Here is a 16,563-nt window from a genome sequence, read left to right on the forward strand (position 1 = left end):
TGCCCGGGGTTTTCATTTCCCCGGGGCGTCGCGGGCGGGCTTCGTTGCGGTAGCCTCGGGTCATGACAAGGATCTGTGTCGCCGGCGGAACCGGCCAAGTAGGCCGTGAAGTGGTGCGCAGGGCTGTCGATGCCGGGCACTCGGTGGCCGTCCTCAGCCGCAACCAGCCGGCGGCCGGCACTGCCGCCAACATCAGCGGCGCGGAATACTTCCGCGCGGACGTGACGACGGGAGAAGGTGTCGCGGCCGCCCTGGCCGGTGCCGACGTCGTGATCGATTGCCTGGAGGGACGCTCCGGGACGGCGCGCAAGAACTTCGCCGACGGCGGCGCGCGTCTTCTGGCCGCCGCTCGGGATGGGGGTACGGCGAGGGCCGTCATGCTGTCCATCGTGAACTGTGGTCGCAGTAAGGCAGCCTTCTACCGGTCGAAGGCTGCCAAAGAACACGTCTACGAGCTGTCCGGACTGGAGACAGTGGTGGTCCGGGCCACCCAGTTTCATTCGTTGCTGGCAATGATGTTCGGCGCCGGCTCGAGAGTGCGGATCATCCCCGTGGTGCGAGGCGCCCGGTTCCAGCCGGTGTCGCCGGCCGACGCGGCCGCGGTGCTCCTGGAAACCGCACTGGAACCGGGGCCGGTTCCGGCCGCAGGACCGCGGCACCGGGTGCTGAACCTCGGCGGCCCGGAATCCAAGGACATGGCCGACTTTGCCCGGGAGTGGCAGCGGGCCACGGGCGTCAAGGGCCAACTGGTGCGCCTGCCGCTGCCCGGCGCGACGGGCCGCTATTTGCGCGAGGGGCTGAACCTGGTGCCGGAGGCACGACACGGCAACGAGACATTCCGGGGCTGGCTGGAAAACAGCGCAGATAGTTTGTAGCCTAGGGACACCGGCAACGCCGTTCCCTCAGGACCGGCGTTGCTTCGGGGCTATAGCTCAGTTGGTAGAGCGCTTCGTTCGCATCGAAGAGGTCAGGAGTTCGAATCTCCTTAGCTCCACAGTTTGCAGGGGTTTTTGAACCCTTGAATGATGAAATAAACACTTTGCCAGGTGAAATCACTAAGAGCGCCTCGCCGAAAGGTGCGGTGCCGTCACCGGAACCGAATACGTCAACAAGATATTGTCAAGGAAGCCGCCCCGGGTCGATTTCGCGTGCTAGGTTAGCGGCAAAGCCGCGGCGATTGCCAGCAGCTTCCGTACTCTTGGGGGAGAGTGACGATGATCCCGAACAACAGGCAGCTCATCAATCTCATGGCCGGCGCCGATCCGGTTTTTCTTGCCAGCCGATTCGCTACCGATTTTTCGGCAGCCCTCGGTCTGGAGGGGGAGCGGGGCACTTTCCGGTACTTCGGGGGAGGCTATTGGGACATCAGGATTGACGGAGGCCCTGCGTTCCAGTTGACCCCTCACGGATCGAGAGTCGTCCGGGCCAACGGGTCGGCCGAAGATGGCCCGGTCATGACGAGCCCGCGGCTCCGACCGCCGTGGTCCCTGGTGCTGCCCTGTCATTCGACATCGACCGGACCGAACCCACGGATGAGGACCTGGCGGAGCTGGAATCTTTGAAATCCAGTGTCCAGAACTTTCCCGGAACGACCTGAGCCGGAAGATAAGGGATCGTCATGACGGAAACATCCGCCGAGAACCCCACCACCGCCCGGCGAACGTCGCGACGGACAGGCCCAAACCGACGCATGATTAACGCATGAGAGGGTCAATGATCGACCCGCTCCGGACCGGACTCCGCAGCCCGCATTTCTCTTGGGGGACAACTTGAATTCACGCATCACCGGCCTGCTGTTCACCGCGGCACTGACGGGGGTCCTGCTCACTGCCGCGGCGTGCGCCGTCCCGCAGGCGAGCACGGAGCCGAACGCCACGCCTCTGAGCGCGCCGGCCACTACTGTGGAGCCCTCGCCCAGTGCCGCAGCCACAACAGCGGCAACCCTCACCCCGGCAGTCAGTGAGACGGCGGCGGCGCCTGCTCCGGAGACCCGACAGTCTGCACCGATGCAGACGTTCACGTTTCCGGACGGCCACATTTCCTTCACCCACCCGGCGGGCTGGACCGTCACGGTCAAGCCCGGTCCGGTAAACAACGCTGAAGAGCAGAAGATCTCCTTCGAGGCGACCATCTCGGACGAGTCGGGCGCAGAATTGGCCCGCGTTTACAGCGGTAAGTACGGCGACGGCGCCGCGGGTCCGGCCAAGCGGACCGTTCTGGACCACAGCCCCGTATCAGGAATCACGGACAAGTCAGGGGAAACCGCGCAGTTCGGCTTCGCCTACGATGAGGACCTGGCGGGCGGTCTCCACTACTTCATGGATGTCCGGGAAGCTCACGAGTTCCTGGCACATGACGGCAGCTCCGGGTCCAACCAGATCGCGCTGCCCGACAGGATCATGAACGCTTACGTCGTCCTCACTGATTCACCGTCCACACTGGCCTTCACTTCGCCGGCCGCCGCGAAAGCCTGGATGGAATCCGGACGGTACGCCCAGCTCAAAACGATGCTGCTCAGCCTGAAATACGCGTAGCCGGATAAGATCCCGGCGTTCCGACCTGGCACCGCCGGACCGTCCTGCAAGCCCAGGCGACGCCATGGTGCGTGACTACCCCGTGAAGAGGACCAATATGACAGCTACAGCGATCAGCACCCGGACGGCGTCGGACGTCAATCTGCACGTCGGCGCACCGGGACCCGCCGTGGCCACCGAAGCGGCAGCGCTCCTCAACGAATCCCTCGGCTCTGGATTCATCCGCCCTTCCGAGCTGGCTGAACTCACGGCAGGCCACGGGGGAGTCCTCATCCGCGCCCGCAACCGGCCCGGCCAGCTCTTCGGCGCGGCCACGGCCCGCCTCCTGGGCCGGGAAGACGTCAATGCGCTGCAGGACCTCCTGAGCCGTGCCGGCGTCGAGGCCGGCCTGGACGGGCACCGGATCGGTGAGCTGAAGTCCATTGTCGTCTCGCCCGCAGCCCGGGGGATGGGCCTCGGCACCACCATGCTTGCGGCCAGTCTCGATTTTCTGAAGGCCTGCGGTTGCCGCTATGTTGTGTCCGCGTCGTGGGTCTCGGCCGATCCACAGCAATCTTCTCTCGGGATGCTGGAACGGGCCGGATTCGCGCAGAAGGCGGGCGGTTACCTGTGCCCCGAGTGCGGCGCCGAGTGCGTCTGCGCGGCCATCATCCTCGTGCTGCCACTCGAGGATTGGCCGGTGGGCCCCGGCGGCACGTGACCTAACTCGTGGGGGCTGCCGTGGCGACTGGTTGTCAAGGCCTGCTGGATGATCTGTTGGTCGGCCGTCAGAGCCTCGGGCGGCCGGGCGCCAACGCCGAACAGGGCTAGCGCGGCCGCTAGAGCTCTTCCTCGGCGAGGGCCGTGGTGCCGGGAGGAGTCGGCCGTCCGAGGCGCTTGTCGAGTCTGGCGCGCAGCCTGGCGGCGGTGACCTGAACCCGGTGCTGCGGGATGGCCGCACGGTGGGAAACCTTCGCCGAGACGTGCGGCCCGCCGTCCGTAATTTCCGCAAGCCCGTTCACGGACTTCCACGCGATGTCCAGGAGTTCAAGCTCTTCGTTCCGTGCCAACTCGCTGCCGGCGAGCACATCCAGCGCTGCGAGCCCTAGGGCTTTGATGTCCTCGTCCTCGTCCAGGGCACGTTCCAGTGCCCATTGTGTCCGTTTCCACCACTCGGCCCGGTCGTCGGAGATGGCCTTCTGGCGCAGTGTCTGCCAGGCCATAAACGCTCCAACTGCCGCCGCTATGAGTACCGCAACAGGGGCAAGCGCGGCAACGATCTGCCACCACTCGGCCGGACTTGAGTGGAGAAGGACTTCAACTGGAACTGGAGTCGGGGCAGGCGTTGGCGGCATGCGATCAGCCTAAGCCGCAGCCCGGACAGTGTCAGGCGACGAGGCGGGCGCGGCGTGGTTTCGGCGCTCGCGCGCCATCACCGCGGGACACCGGTGTCCGGCCACCGGTGTCCGTGGTCTCCCGGTGGGCGCCCCGGCGTGGATGCCGCCCTTGACGGTCCGCTCACCGGCTCTTCCAACCGGCAGCTTGCCCACCGGCTGTTGCCGGAGGAGCCGTTCTGAATATCCCCTCGGGCGGCGCGGAACGTCCCGTCGGCGACGCCCTTCTGGTGCTTCCCACCCGTAAGGATGAACAGGACAGCCCGGACAAGTAGCCGCGGTACCCTCCGGTCACAGCGAAGCGTAGAGCCGGCCGAGTGATGTCAGCTGGCCGTTGGTTTTGTAGAGGGCTGACGGGCCCATGGCAGGGTCGCTGGGTTCCCTGGATTTCCACGCAAACCGTTCGACGAAGGGCATCACACGCATGCCGGCTACCGCAACCTGCATGAAGTATGCGATTTCGCGGGTCGTGTATTTGGACGGATGTGCCGGGGTTGCCGACCAGTCCGCAACCGCAAATTCGGTAACCCAGACCGGCCTTCCGTACCTGTGATGCAAGTACCAAACTTTTGCGAGGAAGCTCTCTGGGTTCGGCGAACCGTAGGAATGCATCGTCATGAAATCGACCCGGAGATTCGCCTTCCGCGCCCTGGCCATGAACTGGTCCAACCATGGGCTCCTGACACCGACAGTGGCCGGAGATCCCAGCCGCAGGCCGGTGGACTGAAGGTGGGGCCACAACCGGATGGCCTCATCGACAGACATGCTGGCTTGGCCAGGGTGGTCCGGCTCGTTGAAAGCGAGGAGGTGTCTGGTCCTCGTCTGGGGAAGTTGCCTGGCCACGTCGCCAAGGGCGTCCTTTCGGAGCAAAGCATTCGCGCTCCACACCATCGGGACAAAGGCCGGGTTGGTCGTGACGGTATACGCGGATCCCCAGGAGTAGTACCAGTTGGCGTTGAGGCTCCGGATTTGTCTCAATGCCAACGCATCGTCTCCGCCGTGGGCTGCGCCTTTAAGAGCCCTTGGGGCAGAGATGGCCGTCCGGGCAAGGGATGGTGCGGACGGGGCCGGAACCGGCCCTGGGGGTGGTGTGGCGGCGAAACTGGCCCCGGCCGCAGCCGGGGCAGCCAGCATTGCAGTGAGAAATGTCCGGCGATCCATGGATTCCTTCTTCCGAAGCGAAGCGGGCCGATACCAATCCTCAACCGGATGTGACCAAGATCACGCTACGCCACTCTCTCGGCATTTGGAACAGCCGCAACGTGTCGCAATACCGGCGGCTTCGCGTGCGGGGCAAAAGAGTTTTCATGAGATGGTGTGAACATGCGTGATCGGCGCCGTGGCCGCGCCGGCGCTGCCATCTGCGCGGCGGAACCCAAAACGCAAATCAACGGCAAACCAGCCGAAATCCACTGCAGACATCCACGGCAGAATCCCACAGCAGAATCCCAGTGCAGAAACACAGTGCAGACGAGGCCACCAACCATGAAGAACATGATCGTGATTGCGATTGCCCTGCTGACGCTTCTGCTGACCGCAGCCTGCTCCGCCTCGCCGAATCCCGAGCCGTCCGCCGGGAGCGCGTCCGCGGGCCTGCCGGCGTCGCTTCCCAAACCGGACGCGGCCGAGCAGGAAGCCCTCCTGGCCTCGCTCGCCGCGATTGACCCCCGGCTGCCAAGCGATACGGCAGTCGATAAGGCCCGCAGGCTCTGCGGCCGCCTTCTGGGGCAGTCGCCGGAAGACCAGCTCATCGCCGCCGCAAAAGCGGAGTTCACCGGCGGCGACGTCCCGGCCGTCTCGGACGAGGACGCGCAGCGGGTACTCTCGGCGATCGGGGCCAACGGGTTCTGCCGCTAGCCTTGTTAATAACACGAGGAGAACTATGACCACCCTGAAAGAACGCCTGCACGCCGACGTCGTGAGCCACATGAAGGACCGCAACAAGGTTGCCCTCACCACTGTGCGCAACGTCCTGGGCGAGATCGAAACCCGCGAGAAATCGGGTAAGACGCCAATCGTGCTGGACGACGCACAGGTGACCGCCCTCCTGCAGAAGGAAGCCGCCAAGCGCCGCGACACTGCCCGCATCTACACCGAAGCCGGCGAAGCCGAGCGTGCCGCTGCCGAGATCGCCGAGGCCGAGGTGATCGAAGCCTACCTGCCCAAGCCACTCACCGCAGCCGAAGTCGAGACGATCGTGGACGAGACCATCGCGGCGCTCAAGGCCGACGGGGTCGAGCTGTCCCTGCGTCAGCTGGGAGCAGTGATGAAGCCCGTCACCGCCACGGTGGCCGGACGTTTTGACGGCAAAGCCGTCAGCGAAATCGTCCGCAACCGTCTCGCGCAGCAATGAGCCTGATCCGGCTGCACGACGTCGGCGTCCGTTTCGACAACACACAGATCCTTCGCGAGGCGTTCTTCCGCTTGGAACCCGGGGACCGGGTGGGCCTGATCGGCAAAAACGGCTCGGGGAAGACCTCCATACTCAAGCTCATCCTGGACCAGGTGTCCCCGGACACCGGAACGGTCACCGTGGAGCAGGGAACCAGGGTGGGGTATTTCTCCCAGTTTTCCGAGCTGGACGGCGAGGCGACCATCCTCGAGGTCCTTGACGGACTGTTCGTCCAGATCAAGGCTGCCGAGGCCGAGCTGGCAGGCATCGACGCCGCCATTGCGGCAGACCCCGCCGAAGCAGAGCTGGACCGGCTGATCCGGCGCCAGGCCGAGCTGTTCGAGGACATGGACCGTCTCGACGGATGGGACTACAAGCGGCGCATCGACACCGTCCTGACCACGCTGGGGTTCAGCGAGGCGCACCGCACGTGCGCGATTGACGAACTCTCCGGCGGGTGGCGCAACCGCGCTGCTTTGGCGAAGATCCTGTTGGAGGGTCCGGACGTATTGCTGCTGGATGAACCCACCAACTACCTCGACGTGGCCGGCGTCGAATGGCTGGAAAGCTGGTTCCGCGACTACCGGGGTGCCGCGATCATCGTCTCGCACGACCGGAAGTTCCTCGATGCGGTGGTCAACCGGATTATCGAGGTGGAGAACTTCCATCTGCACGAATACCCGGGAAACTTCGCCGAGTACGTTGTCCAGAAGCAGTTCCGGCTCAAAACACTCGAGGCGCAGTTCGTCCACGAGTCCGAGCTCCTCGCCTTTGAAGCGGAGGGCATCGCCGACCGCCGCGAGGCCGCCAAGGCAGCCAGCCGCGGGCTGGGGAACCAGTTGGCCAAGATCAAGAAGGCGCGCACACCCCGGCCCGTCGACCAGATCGTCACCGAGATCTACGGCGGGCTGCACGTGAAGGATGTCCTCTGCCGGGTCGAGGGGCTGGGCAAATCCTATGGCGACAAAGTGTTGTTCGAGGACCTCAGCTTTGAGATCCGCCGTGGCAACAGGATTGTGGTCCTGGGCTCCAACGGCAGTGGCAAGTCCACGCTGCTGAAAGTGCTGACCGGGGAGGAACCGACTGATTCCGGTGATGTGGTCTGGGCCAAGGGGCCCGGTTTTGTTTCGTACAACAAAATGCTGGAACAGCTCGACGACGCCGACACCGTCTCGCACGCGGTCAACGCGCTGCCGGACAGCCTCGCCTTCAGCGCCACGAAGAAGTCCGTGAACAGGTTCCTCGCGATGTTCCAGTTCTCCGAGGCCGACCTCAAACAGAAGATCGGCAACCTATCCGGCGGACAGAAAGCCCGCGTCGCCATGGCTCAGTGCCTGTTGTCCGGTGCCTCGGTGCTGCTCCTGGACGAGCCCACCAACCACCTGGACATGTCCAGCACCCAGGTGATGGAACGGGCACTGCTCCACTTCCCCGGGGCGGTCGTCGTGGTCAGCCACGACCGGTTCTTCACCGAGAAAATCGCCACTCGTCGGCTGGTCTTCGGCAGCGACGGCGCGGAACCCGGCGAGGTCGACGTGCGCGCGGCCTAGCAAACGCAAGATGAACCTTTGCTCAGCGTTGGCTCAGCATTGGCTCAGGTTGTGGCAGAAGCGCGTGAACGGCCGAAACGTGCTGGGTTCTGTCCGGTAACGTGGCGCTGGCTGCCGATGGGGGACCGGCAGCGGTCTCACTCGCCGCGTTGAAAGGTATCTCTCTCATGGCAGGAATCTTCGGCTGGCTTGGTGCGTTGGGCACCACCGGCAAAGCAGTAGTTGTTGCGTCCGTCGTCGTCACCGGCGGCGCAGGCGCCGCAGCCGCTACCGTGACCCCAGATCTTCCGGCTGACCCGACGTCGACCACGACGTCGACCGGCACCGCGACGGCTGAGCCGGACGATCCGGCTCAGCCTGAGACGCCGGGAGCGGACGACCAGGAGTCCGCCGAGTCGGGCGGTCCGGCTGGGGCCGAAACTCCCGAAGCCGACGACGAGGAAGCCGATGATCGAGAGTCCGCCGAGTCGGGCGATCCGGCCGGGCCGGAGACTCCCGAAGCCGACGGCCAGGACGCGGACGATCAGGGCACGGACCAGGACTCCGACGGCCAGGACGCGGACGATCAGGGCACGGACGAGGACTCCGACGAGAATGGACCTGCTGCCCCCGCCCCCGCCGCTCCCGAGTCTCCAGCACCCGCCGCTCCGGAGTCTCCGGCACCGGCCGAAGATGATGAGCAGGACTCGGCCGATGCGCTGGAATCCGACGGCTCGCACCAGTGGAATGGCAACAGCGGATGGGCGCACCAGAATGCCAACGAGCACCGCGCCGCTGGCCAGGCCAACGCCTCCGAACACCGCGGCGACGCTGAGGACCGCGGAAGCGATCACTCCGGCAAGTCCAAGGAGCACGGCGGCTCCGGCGAACACCGCCACAACAAGTAGCGCGAACAGCTCTGAAACGGCGGCCCGGACCATTGGTCCGGGCCGCCGTCGCTGTGACGGCGCGAAAATGGGATGCCGCGAATAACGTCACGGCCGGCCGCCTTCAGGGGCGCGACGGTCCGGTCCGCGAGATAATAAGAACATGACCAACCAGGAGCAGGACCGCGACCCGTGGGAGGAGTTCGACCAGCTCAAGCCCGCAGGCCCGGACAGGGTCGCCGGCTACCCCGGCGGGGAACCGCAGGGCTTCGGCTTCCGCACGGGCGTCCGCAGCGCCAAGGTTGCCCTCGGATTTGCCGTCTACTCCCTAGCGCTTGGCAGCATTCTGGTTCTCATCGGGGCCATCGTATTCATTGGCAGCGGGAAGTGGCTGCTGCTCGGGCTCATGGTACTGGCCGAGGTCGTCTTTATCCTGGCGTTCCGGCGGCTTATGGCCCAGGTCCGGGACCGCCGCGCTTCCGGCTAGAGCCAGCCCTTCTTCTTGAAGATGGTGTACATCAGCGCCGCCGTGGCGGCCATGAGCGCGACTGCCATCGGGTAGCCGAACGTCCAGTGCAGTTCCGGCATGTGGTCGAAGTTCATGCCGTACAGTCCGGCCACAAATGTCGGTGCGAAGAGGATCGCGGCCCACGACGAGATCTTCTTGACCTGCTCGTTTTGTTCCGCGCTGGCCTCGTTCTGGCGGTTGGCGGTCAGGGTCCCGTCCAGGGTGAGCGCGTTCTGCAGCAGGTCACGGAAGGAATCGGCGCGGGAGATCAGCCGCTCCACGTGGTCCTCGACGTCGCGGAGGCTGTGCTGCAGTTCCGTGTCCACCCGGTACTTCTCGAAGCCCCGCCGGAGCTGTTGCATCATTGCAGGGAGCGGGTGGATGGCGCGCTGGAAATGGATGACTTCCCGGGCGAGTTCGTAGATCCGCCGGGACACCAGCGGGTCGCCGCTGAAGAGCTGGTCCTCTATCTCGTCGATGTCGTTTTCGAGCCCGGCCACCACGGGCCCGTAGTCATCCACCACCTGGTCCATGAGTGCGTACAGGACGGCCTCGGGGCCGTGGCGCAGCAGGTCGGGTCGGTCCTCCAGCCGGCGCCGGACCTGGCCCACGACTTTCGTCTCGGCGTGCCGGACGGTGACCACGAAGTTCCTGCCCGTGAAGATGTGCAGTTCGCCGAACTCCACGGTCTCGGTCTCGTCCAGGTACCGGGCAGGCCGGAGAACAGTGAACAGGTTGTCGTCGTAGCGTTCCAGTTTGGGGCGCTGATGGGCAGAAATTGCATCCTCGACCGCCAGCCCGTGCAGGCCGAATTCCGCCGCCACAGCCGCCATTTCACCGGGCGTGGGCCGGTAGAGCCCGATCCAGGCCATGCCCCCGCGCTCGGTCAGGGTCTCGAAAGTCTGCTCGAGGTTCCGCGGCTCGGCGCTGCGTATTCCGTCCACGTAGACGGCGTTGTCGATGATAGTCACCGGGACATTATCCTTTGTTCATCTGGGGTTCGGCGGGATCGGCCCGCCGCGGCGCGGACCGGCCGGGGGTCAGCGCGTTGCCCTGGGCGAGCCGGCTGATCAAAGGTTCGGTCCGGTAGGGGATATGGGTGTGCAGCGCCAGTACGGTCTCGGTGCGGATGACGCCCTTGATCCGAAGGATCGACCGGAGGGCCGCCTGGAGGTTGTGCGTATCCGTTGCCACCACCCGGCACCAGACGTCGCCGCGCCCGGAGATCTCATGGACTTCCAGGACTTGGGCGATCAGCCGCAGGGCCCCGACGACGCCGTCGAGTTCCCGGTGGTTGACCTCGATCGTCACGAAGGCGACGACGTCGTACCCCACCGCTTCCAGGTCGATTTCGCGGCCGCCGTCGTGCAACACGCCCGAGCGCAGCATGCGCCGCACGCGCGACTGGGCGGTGTTCCGGGCGATGCCCAGGGCATCACTGAGGTCGCCGATCTGGATCCGCGGATCCCGGATCAGCTCCAGCAGAATTTTGAGGTCGGTGGGGTCCAGACTGTTCAAATCATCACTCCAGTTCACTTCAACAGCCAGAGAATGACTGTTTTGCTCAATTTTGACACAGAATTTGGCCATGTAGATCATTGGTATTGCATTCTGTAGGTACGAATCTTTCAACCAGGCCGGGTGTTTCCCCCACAACAGGGAAAGCCCGGCCTGCACTTTGCAAGGGCACGGCCATGACAGTCTTCAGCGAACTTCGCATGCGCCCGGCCACAGCTGACCGCTGGGGCTGGGACGCTTCCACCACCGCACGGCTCGTAATGGCCGGCGTCGTGATCTTTACGCTGCTCGTCGGCGCGAATCTGGCGACTCCGCTGTACCCCTTGCTGCAGGCAAAACTGGGAATTACGGCGCTCGACGTCACGGTGGCGTTCTCGGCCTACGTCCTGGCGCTCGTGGCCACCCTGGTCCTGGCCGGTCACTGGTCCGACCACATCGGACGCCGCGCCGCCCTCGTGCTGGCGGTACTGGTGGGCCTGACCGGCGGCTTTGTCTTCGCCACCGCGGACAGCCTCGTGGCGCTCTGCGCCGGGCGCGCGCTGCAGGGCGTCGCCGTGGCGCTCGCCACCGGCGCCAGCTCGGCTGCCCTGCGCGAACTCCTGCCCAGCCGTCCGGAGTGGGCCTCCCGGTTCACGCTCCTGGCCTCGGCCGGGGGCGTCGCGGCCGGTCCCGCGATCGGCGGATTGCTTTCACTCCTGCCGGGCCCGACGACGACCCCGTACTACCTGCACTCCGTCGTCCTCGCGGCCGTGCTGGTGCCCCTCTACCTGCTCAAGGCGCGGCCCGCCATCAGCCTGCATGCCGGACCCCAGCCGCTGCGTGTCCTGGCGCCGCGGCGGCCTTCGGTCTCCAGCGACGCGCGCGGCGCCTTCTGGCTGGCGTCCTCCGTGGGCTTTCTGAGCTTTACGGTCTTCGGCTTCTGCCTCTCGCTCGCGCCTGGCTATTTCGCCCAGATTGTCCACGCCGACTCACGGCCGCTGATCGGCCTGCTGGCCGGGCTGACGCTGGGTTCCTCGGCCCTGAGCCAGCTGCTGGCCGTCCGGGGCCGGTTTGCCGTGTCCGCCGGTCTGGCTGTCTTGGGCGTCTCCGTCCTGCTGATCGCTGCGGCCGCTGCCTGGAGCAGCCCGTGGCTGCTGATATTGGCCAGCATCACTGCCGGCGTGGGGCAGGGCGTGGCCTTCCGGACCGTCTTCAACGACGTCGCCGGCAAGGTGGAGGCCGCCCGGCACGCCCAGATCATCAGCACCGTCTATGTCATCACGTACCTTGGCAGCGCCTTCCCCGTGATCGGACTGGGGCTCGCGGCCGGTATGGTCGGGCTGCAGGCCGCCGTCGCCGGTTTCGTCACGCTGTGCGCCGCCGCCGCGCTGACGCTGGCGGCCGTAACGCTGCGGACCGCCCTGCGCCAGCCGGTCTATGTGCGCCAGCCGGTCCATGTGCGCCAGCAGGTCTAGTGCGCCGGCAAGTGCGCGGTCGGCAACGGGCGCGCCGTCGCCCCGGTTACGGCAACGGGCCGTGGTTGCCCTGGATGTGGTCAAAGACCAGCGTGGTTTCGGTGTGGCCCACTACGGGGTCGGTGGCCAGGTTGTCCAGCACCCAGTCCCGAAGGTCCTCGGTGGTGGCCACGGCGATGTGCAGCAGATAGTCCACCGACCCGGACGTGTGGAAGGTCGAGAGCACTGCCGGGAGCTTGGGCACCCGGGCTGTGAACCGGTCGATCTGCTCGCGGTCGTGGGCCCGGAGCCGGACCGCAATGAGGGCCTGGACCGAGCGTCCGATCGCGGACAGGCTCAGATTGGCCTCGAAGCCCTCGATGATGCCGCGCTCCGACAGGGCGCGGGTGCGCATCAGCGCGGTCGACGGCGCGATCCCCACGAGCTCTGCCAGCTGCTTGTTCGAGATGCGGGCGTCCGCGACGAGGGCAGCGAGCAGGCGCTCGTCGATCGCGTCCAGCGGCTCGCTGGCTCCCGGCCGAACATTCTTCGCACTGCTGCTCACGGATCCTCCTCGTAGTGTGGTCTATTCATCATAAACGGCACTATCCGACAGTTCCATTCACATGCCCTACAAAAGCTCGAATTATTGCCAGATACTTGCGGAATTCAATGGCGAATATTCGTAAGGAGTAAGGGTGCTCTCTCAAGATTCATTGGCGGTCCACGCAGGCCGGAACGGGCTCACGGAACTGGGCGTCCATGCGGTGCCCATCGATTTGTCCACGACGGCACCCCTGCCGTCCGTGCACGACGGAGGCCTTGCCTACGAGCACATGGCCACGGGCGGGTCGCATGTGGAGGGGCAAAGTACCGTGTACCAGCGGCTGTGGAACCCCACGGTGGCACGCTTCGAAGAAGGCGTCGCCGTCCTGGAAGGGACCCCCGAGTCTGTCGCCTTCGCCACCGGCATGGCGGCGCTGAGCGCGGTGCTCCTCGCAGTTGTGGCGGCAGGCAAGAAGCACGTTGTCGCCGTGCGGCCTCTTTACGGCGGCAGCGACTACCTGCTCGCCTCCGGCGTCCTCGGCAACGAGGTCACCTTTACGACGCCGGAAGGCGTCCGCGCCGCCCTGCGGCCGGACACCGGCCTGGTGATCCTGGAGACGCCGGCGAACCCGACCCTCGAGCTGGTGGACATCGCCCGCGTGGCTGACGCCGCCGACGGCGTGCCGCTCCTGGTGGACAACACCTTCGCCAGCCCGGTGCTGCAGCAGCCCTTCATGCGCGGTGCCGCCATGGTGCTGCACAGCGCCACGAAGTTCCTCGGCGGCCACGGTGACGCCATGGGCGGCGTAGTGGCCGCCGGCTCTGAATGGGCGGTGCGCCTGCGCCAGATCCGGGCCGTGACCGGCGGAATCCTGACACCGTGGCCGGCCTACCTGCTGCACCGCGGGTTGGCGACGCTGCCTGTGCGTGTCCGCGCCCAGCAGGCCAGCGCTGAAAAGGTCGCGGTTGCCCTGGCCGGGCACGGGCTTGTGAAGCAGGTCTACTACCCGGGACTGGCTGAATGCGACCCGCAGGGCCTTGTGGGCACGCAGATGTCCGGGCCGGGGTCGCTGATGGCCTTCGAGCTCGCCAGCGCCGAGCACGCCGAGCGGATCCCGGCCGCCGTCGGCATGATCACGCACGCCGTCTCCCTCGGCGGGATCGATACCCTCATCCAGCACCCGGCCGGCCTGACCCACCGGCCGGTCGAAGCCGCGGCCAAGCCGCACGCGAGCCTGCTGCGGATCTCGGTGGGGCTGGAGGACCCGGCCGACATCGTCGCCGACCTCGTGCAGGCGATCGAGGCAACCCGGTAGCCGGCGGACCCGGCGCCTAGCCGGAAAGGGCATCTAGCCGGTTACTGTGGCTCCGCCGCCGGCGGCTTCGGTTCCGCGCGCCGCTCCGGTTGCGGACGCGGGCGCAGGATGCGCGACGGCGGTGATTGCCGCCGTCGCGCCGGCCAGTCCGATGACTGTCAGGGCAAGGGCCGTCCAGCCGAACCGCTGGAAGATCAGGCCGCCGGCCCAGCCAAGCACACTGGAGCCGAGGTAGTAGGCGAGGTTGTACAGTGAGGCTGCCTGCGCCCGGCCCGTCGTGGCGATCAGTCCGGTCCAGCCGGAACCGATGCTGTGGGCCGCGAAGAAGCCGCCCGTGAACAGCAGCAATCCCACCAGGATCGGGACCAGCAGCTCCGTGAGCGTCAGCGCCAGGCCGCCCGCCATCAGTACGGTGCCGGCGATCAGGACGGTGCGCCGGCCGAACCGTGACGTCAGCCCCGCTGCCCAGCGCGCCGAGACGGTTCCGGAGAGGTAGGCCAGGAAGATCAGGCTGATAGCGGTGGCCGGCAGGCTGAACGGTTCCCCGGACAGCCTGAATCCCAGATAGTTGTAGACAGCCACGAAGCCGCCCATGAGCAGGAAGGCCTGGACGTACAGGGCCAGCAGCCGGGGATTGCGGGCATGGCCGGCCAGCGTGCACCAGGCCCCGCGGATGCCGCCCGCGGCCGCGGCGGTGAACCCCTGGGCCCGCGGCACGAGGACGAGGAACAGGACAGCTGCTCCGGTGGCCAAAACGGAGACGGCCAGGGCCGCGGCCCGCCATCCCCACAGTTCCCCGACCGGTCCGGCGACCAGCCGGCCGGCAAGGCCGCCCAGGGTGGTCCCGGCGACATAACTACCGGCGGCAAGGGCAGCATGGGCCTTGTTGACCTCTTCGTTGAGGTAGGCAATCGCGATGGCGGGGATGCCGCCGAGGGCCATTCCCTCGAGCATCCGCAGACTGAGCAGCACGGGGAAGCTCGGGGCCAGGGGGACCAGCAGTCCCAGGATGGTGGCCGCGGAGATGCCCCACATCATTGCCCGGACGCGGCCGATCCGGTCGGCCAGGAAGGACCACGGGAGCACCGTCAGGGCGAGCCCCACCGTCGCCAGGGAAATCGTCAGCGCGGCCTCGGCGGCCGAGATGTGGAGATCCGCCGCCAGGAGGGGGAGCACCGCCTGGGTGGAGTAAAGCTGGGCGAAGGTCGCGACGCCGGCAAAGGCAAGCCCGGCGAGGATCCGGCGGTAGGCCGCGGAGCCCTTCGGATGGCCAGCCCAGGCAGCAGCGTTAGCTGCAGGATCAGCTGCAGGATTGGACACTGGACTGGGACCGGCGCCGGAGGGTGCGGAAAAGCGTGGCATGCCCTCAGGCTAAAGCCTGCCCGGGGCATGCTTCCAATGCATGATTTCCATAGAATAGATAGCAAATATGGAACAGTGCACGGAGGAAGGGCCCATGGACGTCGAACACAGGCAGCTCGTGCAGCTGCTGCCCCTCCTGCCGCTGCTGGCGGAACTCGGGCGGACGGAGCACATTACCGAGACGGCTGAGCTCCTGGGCCTGCCGCAGTCGACGGTGAGCCGTGCAATAGCGCGCGCCAGCGCCATCGTGGGGACTGAGCTGTTGATCCGGGACGGCCGCGGCGTGCGGCTGACGCCCGCGGCGAAGACGCTCCTGCCCCACATCGAGGCCGCTCTCGACGAATTCCAGACGGGGCTGGATCGTGTCCGGCACGAATCGGAAGTGGTCCGCGGCCGGATTGCTGTGTCGTTCCAGCACACCTTCGGCGAGGCGATGCTGCCGCTGCTCATCAGTGCGTTCCGGAGCCGGCACCCGCAGACCGCCTTTGACCTCAGCCAGGGCGCACGGGACGGCTGCCTCGCGGAACTGGCCGAGGGCTCCGCCGACGTGGCGCTCACCGCACCCGTGGCCGCGCCAAGCAAGAGAATCGGTTCGGCTGCGCTGTACCGGGAACCGCTGCGCCTGGTGGTGCACCACCGGCATCCCCTGGCCGGCCGCCGTCGGGTCCGGGTCGCCGAAATCCGGCAGGAGCCGTTCGTGGCGATGGGGTCCGGCTACGGCATGCGCTCGCTGACCGATGCGCTGTTCCGGGAGGCGGGGTTCCGCCCCCGGATTGCCTTCGAGAGCCAGGACTCGCACACCGTCCGCGGACTTGTCTCGGCCGGGCTCGGCGTCAGCATCCTGCCGCCGGGCGGTTCCGCGCCGGGGCGGCAGCTCCCGTCGCCGGGGGCCGGCGCCGATGACGGCGGGCCCGGGTGGGTGGAGATTCCCCTGGATTCGGCCCTGGCGTTCCGCGAGATCGGCCTCGCGTGGCGGGAGCCGGTTTCGCGGAATGCCGGGGCCGATGCCGAACCTGATCCCGTGCGCTTGTTCCGCGAACTCGTGCTGCGCGACGGGCCCGCACTCCTGGCTGGTTTCGTGCGCGAACGCTCGGGAGGCTGAGCCGGGCCGACGGGCGCGCCGAGGTCGCCGGTTGGCCGCGAGATCGCCGTAAGAGGACCGCGG

17 protein-coding genes and 1 tRNA gene are annotated in these 16,563 nt (G+C 66.7%); 12 read left to right on the forward strand and 6 right to left on the reverse strand.

Annotation, left to right across the window (positions count from 1 at the left end; genetic code table 11):
* Positions 1-62: 62 nt before the first annotated feature.
* The 4 genes from MRBLAR12_RS10075 (at position 63) to MRBLAR12_RS10090 (ending at position 3,234) form a co-directional block, all read left to right on the forward strand.
* Positions 63-875 carry an SDR family oxidoreductase gene (locus tag MRBLAR12_RS10075; RefSeq protein ID WP_364745649.1) on the forward strand — a complete coding sequence of 271 codons (813 nt, stop codon included), beginning with the start codon at positions 63-65 and terminating at the stop codon, positions 873-875.
* Between the two features lie 46 nt (positions 876-921).
* Positions 922-994, forward strand: a tRNA-Ala gene (locus MRBLAR12_RS10080).
* A 775-nt stretch (positions 995-1,769) separates the two neighbouring features.
* The gene (locus MRBLAR12_RS10085; RefSeq protein WP_229995398.1) at positions 1,770-2,534 is read left to right on the forward strand and encodes a hypothetical protein; all 765 of its coding nucleotides are present in this window, start codon (positions 1,770-1,772) and stop codon (positions 2,532-2,534) included.
* Between the two features lie 97 nt (positions 2,535-2,631).
* Complete coding sequence (locus MRBLAR12_RS10090) at positions 2,632-3,234, forward strand: GNAT family N-acetyltransferase (protein WP_229995399.1); 603 nt, start codon at positions 2,632-2,634, stop codon at positions 3,232-3,234.
* Positions 3,235-3,352: 118 nt separating this feature from the next.
* On the opposite strand, the gene MRBLAR12_RS10095 is transcribed toward MRBLAR12_RS10090, so the two are convergent.
* Positions 3,353-3,736 (reverse strand): hypothetical protein, encoded by a 384-nt coding sequence (locus MRBLAR12_RS10095; RefSeq protein WP_364745652.1) that lies wholly within the window; start codon positions 3,734-3,736, stop codon positions 3,353-3,355.
* 462 nt (positions 3,737-4,198) lie between these two features.
* Positions 4,199-5,068: a glycosyl hydrolase gene (locus MRBLAR12_RS10100; protein ID WP_356815824.1), complete on the reverse strand. Its 870-nt coding sequence runs from the start codon at positions 5,066-5,068 to the stop codon at positions 4,199-4,201.
* Between the two features lie 324 nt (positions 5,069-5,392).
* On the opposite strand from MRBLAR12_RS10100, the gene MRBLAR12_RS10105 reads away from it, so the two are divergent.
* The 5 genes from MRBLAR12_RS10105 to MRBLAR12_RS10125 all read left to right on the forward strand — a co-directional run bounded on the left by MRBLAR12_RS10105 (position 5,393) and on the right by MRBLAR12_RS10125 (position 9,202).
* On the forward strand, positions 5,393-5,764 hold the full coding sequence (locus tag MRBLAR12_RS10105; RefSeq protein WP_364745655.1) for a hypothetical protein: 372 nt from the start codon (positions 5,393-5,395) through the stop codon (positions 5,762-5,764).
* Positions 5,765-5,789: 25 nt separating this feature from the next.
* Entirely contained in the window at positions 5,790-6,260 is a 471-nt protein-coding gene (locus MRBLAR12_RS10110; RefSeq protein WP_229995402.1) for a GatB/YqeY domain-containing protein, read from the forward strand.
* A complete protein-coding gene (locus tag MRBLAR12_RS10115; protein WP_229995403.1) occupies positions 6,257-7,849 on the forward strand; it encodes an ABC-F family ATP-binding cassette domain-containing protein in 1,593 nt (530 codons plus the stop codon). The genes MRBLAR12_RS10110 and MRBLAR12_RS10115 overlap by 4 nt, the downstream gene beginning before the upstream one ends.
* A 167-nt stretch (positions 7,850-8,016) precedes the next feature.
* Positions 8,017-8,736 carry a hypothetical protein gene (locus MRBLAR12_RS10120; RefSeq protein WP_229995404.1) on the forward strand — a complete coding sequence of 240 codons (720 nt, stop codon included), beginning with the start codon at positions 8,017-8,019 and terminating at the stop codon, positions 8,734-8,736.
* A 142-nt stretch (positions 8,737-8,878) separates the two neighbouring features.
* Entirely contained in the window at positions 8,879-9,202 is a 324-nt protein-coding gene (locus MRBLAR12_RS10125) for a hypothetical protein (RefSeq protein ID WP_364745659.1), read from the forward strand.
* Here the strand turns inward: MRBLAR12_RS10125 and corA are convergent.
* Positions 9,199-10,194, reverse strand: coding sequence for a magnesium/cobalt transporter CorA (corA, locus tag MRBLAR12_RS10130; RefSeq protein ID WP_229995406.1), 996 nt, complete (start codon positions 10,192-10,194; stop codon positions 9,199-9,201). The two genes, MRBLAR12_RS10125 and corA, sit on opposite strands and share 4 nt — an antisense overlap.
* Positions 10,195-10,201: 7 nt before the next feature.
* The gene (locus MRBLAR12_RS10135) at positions 10,202-10,741 is read right to left on the reverse strand and encodes an Lrp/AsnC family transcriptional regulator (RefSeq protein WP_229995407.1); all 540 of its coding nucleotides are present in this window, start codon (positions 10,739-10,741) and stop codon (positions 10,202-10,204) included.
* A 176-nt stretch (positions 10,742-10,917) separates the two neighbouring features.
* Between MRBLAR12_RS10135 and MRBLAR12_RS10140 the strand changes: the two genes are divergently transcribed.
* Positions 10,918-12,195, forward strand: coding sequence for an MFS transporter (locus MRBLAR12_RS10140; protein WP_364745662.1), 1,278 nt, complete (start codon positions 10,918-10,920; stop codon positions 12,193-12,195).
* Positions 12,196-12,241: 46 nt separating this feature from the next.
* Here MRBLAR12_RS10140 and MRBLAR12_RS10145 read toward each other — a convergent pair whose 3' ends face one another.
* Positions 12,242-12,739 carry an Lrp/AsnC family transcriptional regulator gene (locus tag MRBLAR12_RS10145; RefSeq protein WP_229995409.1) on the reverse strand — a complete coding sequence of 166 codons (498 nt, stop codon included), beginning with the start codon at positions 12,737-12,739 and terminating at the stop codon, positions 12,242-12,244.
* Between the two features lie 133 nt (positions 12,740-12,872).
* On the opposite strand from MRBLAR12_RS10145, the gene MRBLAR12_RS10150 reads away from it, so the two are divergent.
* The gene (locus MRBLAR12_RS10150; protein ID WP_364745664.1) at positions 12,873-14,036 is read left to right on the forward strand and encodes a trans-sulfuration enzyme family protein; all 1,164 of its coding nucleotides are present in this window, start codon (positions 12,873-12,875) and stop codon (positions 14,034-14,036) included.
* 33 nt (positions 14,037-14,069) lie between these two features.
* Here the strand turns inward: MRBLAR12_RS10150 and MRBLAR12_RS10155 are convergent, their stop codons facing one another.
* Complete coding sequence (locus tag MRBLAR12_RS10155) at positions 14,070-15,398, reverse strand: MFS transporter (protein ID WP_229995411.1); 1,329 nt, start codon at positions 15,396-15,398, stop codon at positions 14,070-14,072.
* A 94-nt stretch (positions 15,399-15,492) separates the two neighbouring features.
* Here MRBLAR12_RS10155 and MRBLAR12_RS10160 point away from each other — a divergent pair, with 94 nt between their 5' ends.
* A complete protein-coding gene (locus MRBLAR12_RS10160) occupies positions 15,493-16,500 on the forward strand; it encodes a LysR family transcriptional regulator (RefSeq protein ID WP_364745667.1) in 1,008 nt (335 codons plus the stop codon).
* Positions 16,501-16,563 lie beyond the last annotated feature (63 nt).

The organism is Arthrobacter sp. LAR12-1-1.1 (genome assembly GCF_040676555.1).
Classification (GTDB): Bacteria; Actinomycetota; Actinomycetes; order Actinomycetales; family Micrococcaceae; genus Arthrobacter.

What these genes read in the sequence shown, in the direction of transcription:
- MRBLAR12_RS10075 (WP_364745649.1), top strand. Translation starts at nt 63, where the DNA reads ATGACAAGGATCTGTGTCGCCGGCGGAACCGGCCAAGTAGGCCGTGAA.
- MRBLAR12_RS10090 (WP_229995399.1), top strand. Translation starts at nt 2,632, where the DNA reads ATGACAGCTACAGCGATCAGCACCCGGACGGCGTCGGACGTCAATCTG.
- MRBLAR12_RS10095 (WP_364745652.1), bottom strand. Translation starts at nt 3,736, where the DNA reads ATGGCCTGGCAGACACTGCGCCAGAAGGCCATCTCCGACGACCGGGCC.
- MRBLAR12_RS10100 (WP_356815824.1), bottom strand. Translation starts at nt 5,068, where the DNA reads ATGGATCGCCGGACATTTCTCACTGCAATGCTGGCTGCCCCGGCTGCG.
- MRBLAR12_RS10105 (WP_364745655.1), top strand. Translation starts at nt 5,393, where the DNA reads ATGAAGAACATGATCGTGATTGCGATTGCCCTGCTGACGCTTCTGCTG.
- MRBLAR12_RS10110 (WP_229995402.1), top strand. Translation starts at nt 5,790, where the DNA reads ATGACCACCCTGAAAGAACGCCTGCACGCCGACGTCGTGAGCCACATG.
- MRBLAR12_RS10115 (WP_229995403.1), top strand. Translation starts at nt 6,257, where the DNA reads ATGAGCCTGATCCGGCTGCACGACGTCGGCGTCCGTTTCGACAACACA.
- MRBLAR12_RS10120 (WP_229995404.1), top strand. Translation starts at nt 8,017, where the DNA reads ATGGCAGGAATCTTCGGCTGGCTTGGTGCGTTGGGCACCACCGGCAAA.
- MRBLAR12_RS10125 (WP_364745659.1), top strand. Translation starts at nt 8,879, where the DNA reads ATGACCAACCAGGAGCAGGACCGCGACCCGTGGGAGGAGTTCGACCAG.
- MRBLAR12_RS10140 (WP_364745662.1), top strand. Translation starts at nt 10,918, where the DNA reads ATGACAGTCTTCAGCGAACTTCGCATGCGCCCGGCCACAGCTGACCGC.
- MRBLAR12_RS10155 (WP_229995411.1), bottom strand. Translation starts at nt 15,398, where the DNA reads ATGCCACGCTTTTCCGCACCCTCCGGCGCCGGTCCCAGTCCAGTGTCC.
- MRBLAR12_RS10160 (WP_364745667.1), top strand. Translation starts at nt 15,493, where the DNA reads ATGGACGTCGAACACAGGCAGCTCGTGCAGCTGCTGCCCCTCCTGCCG.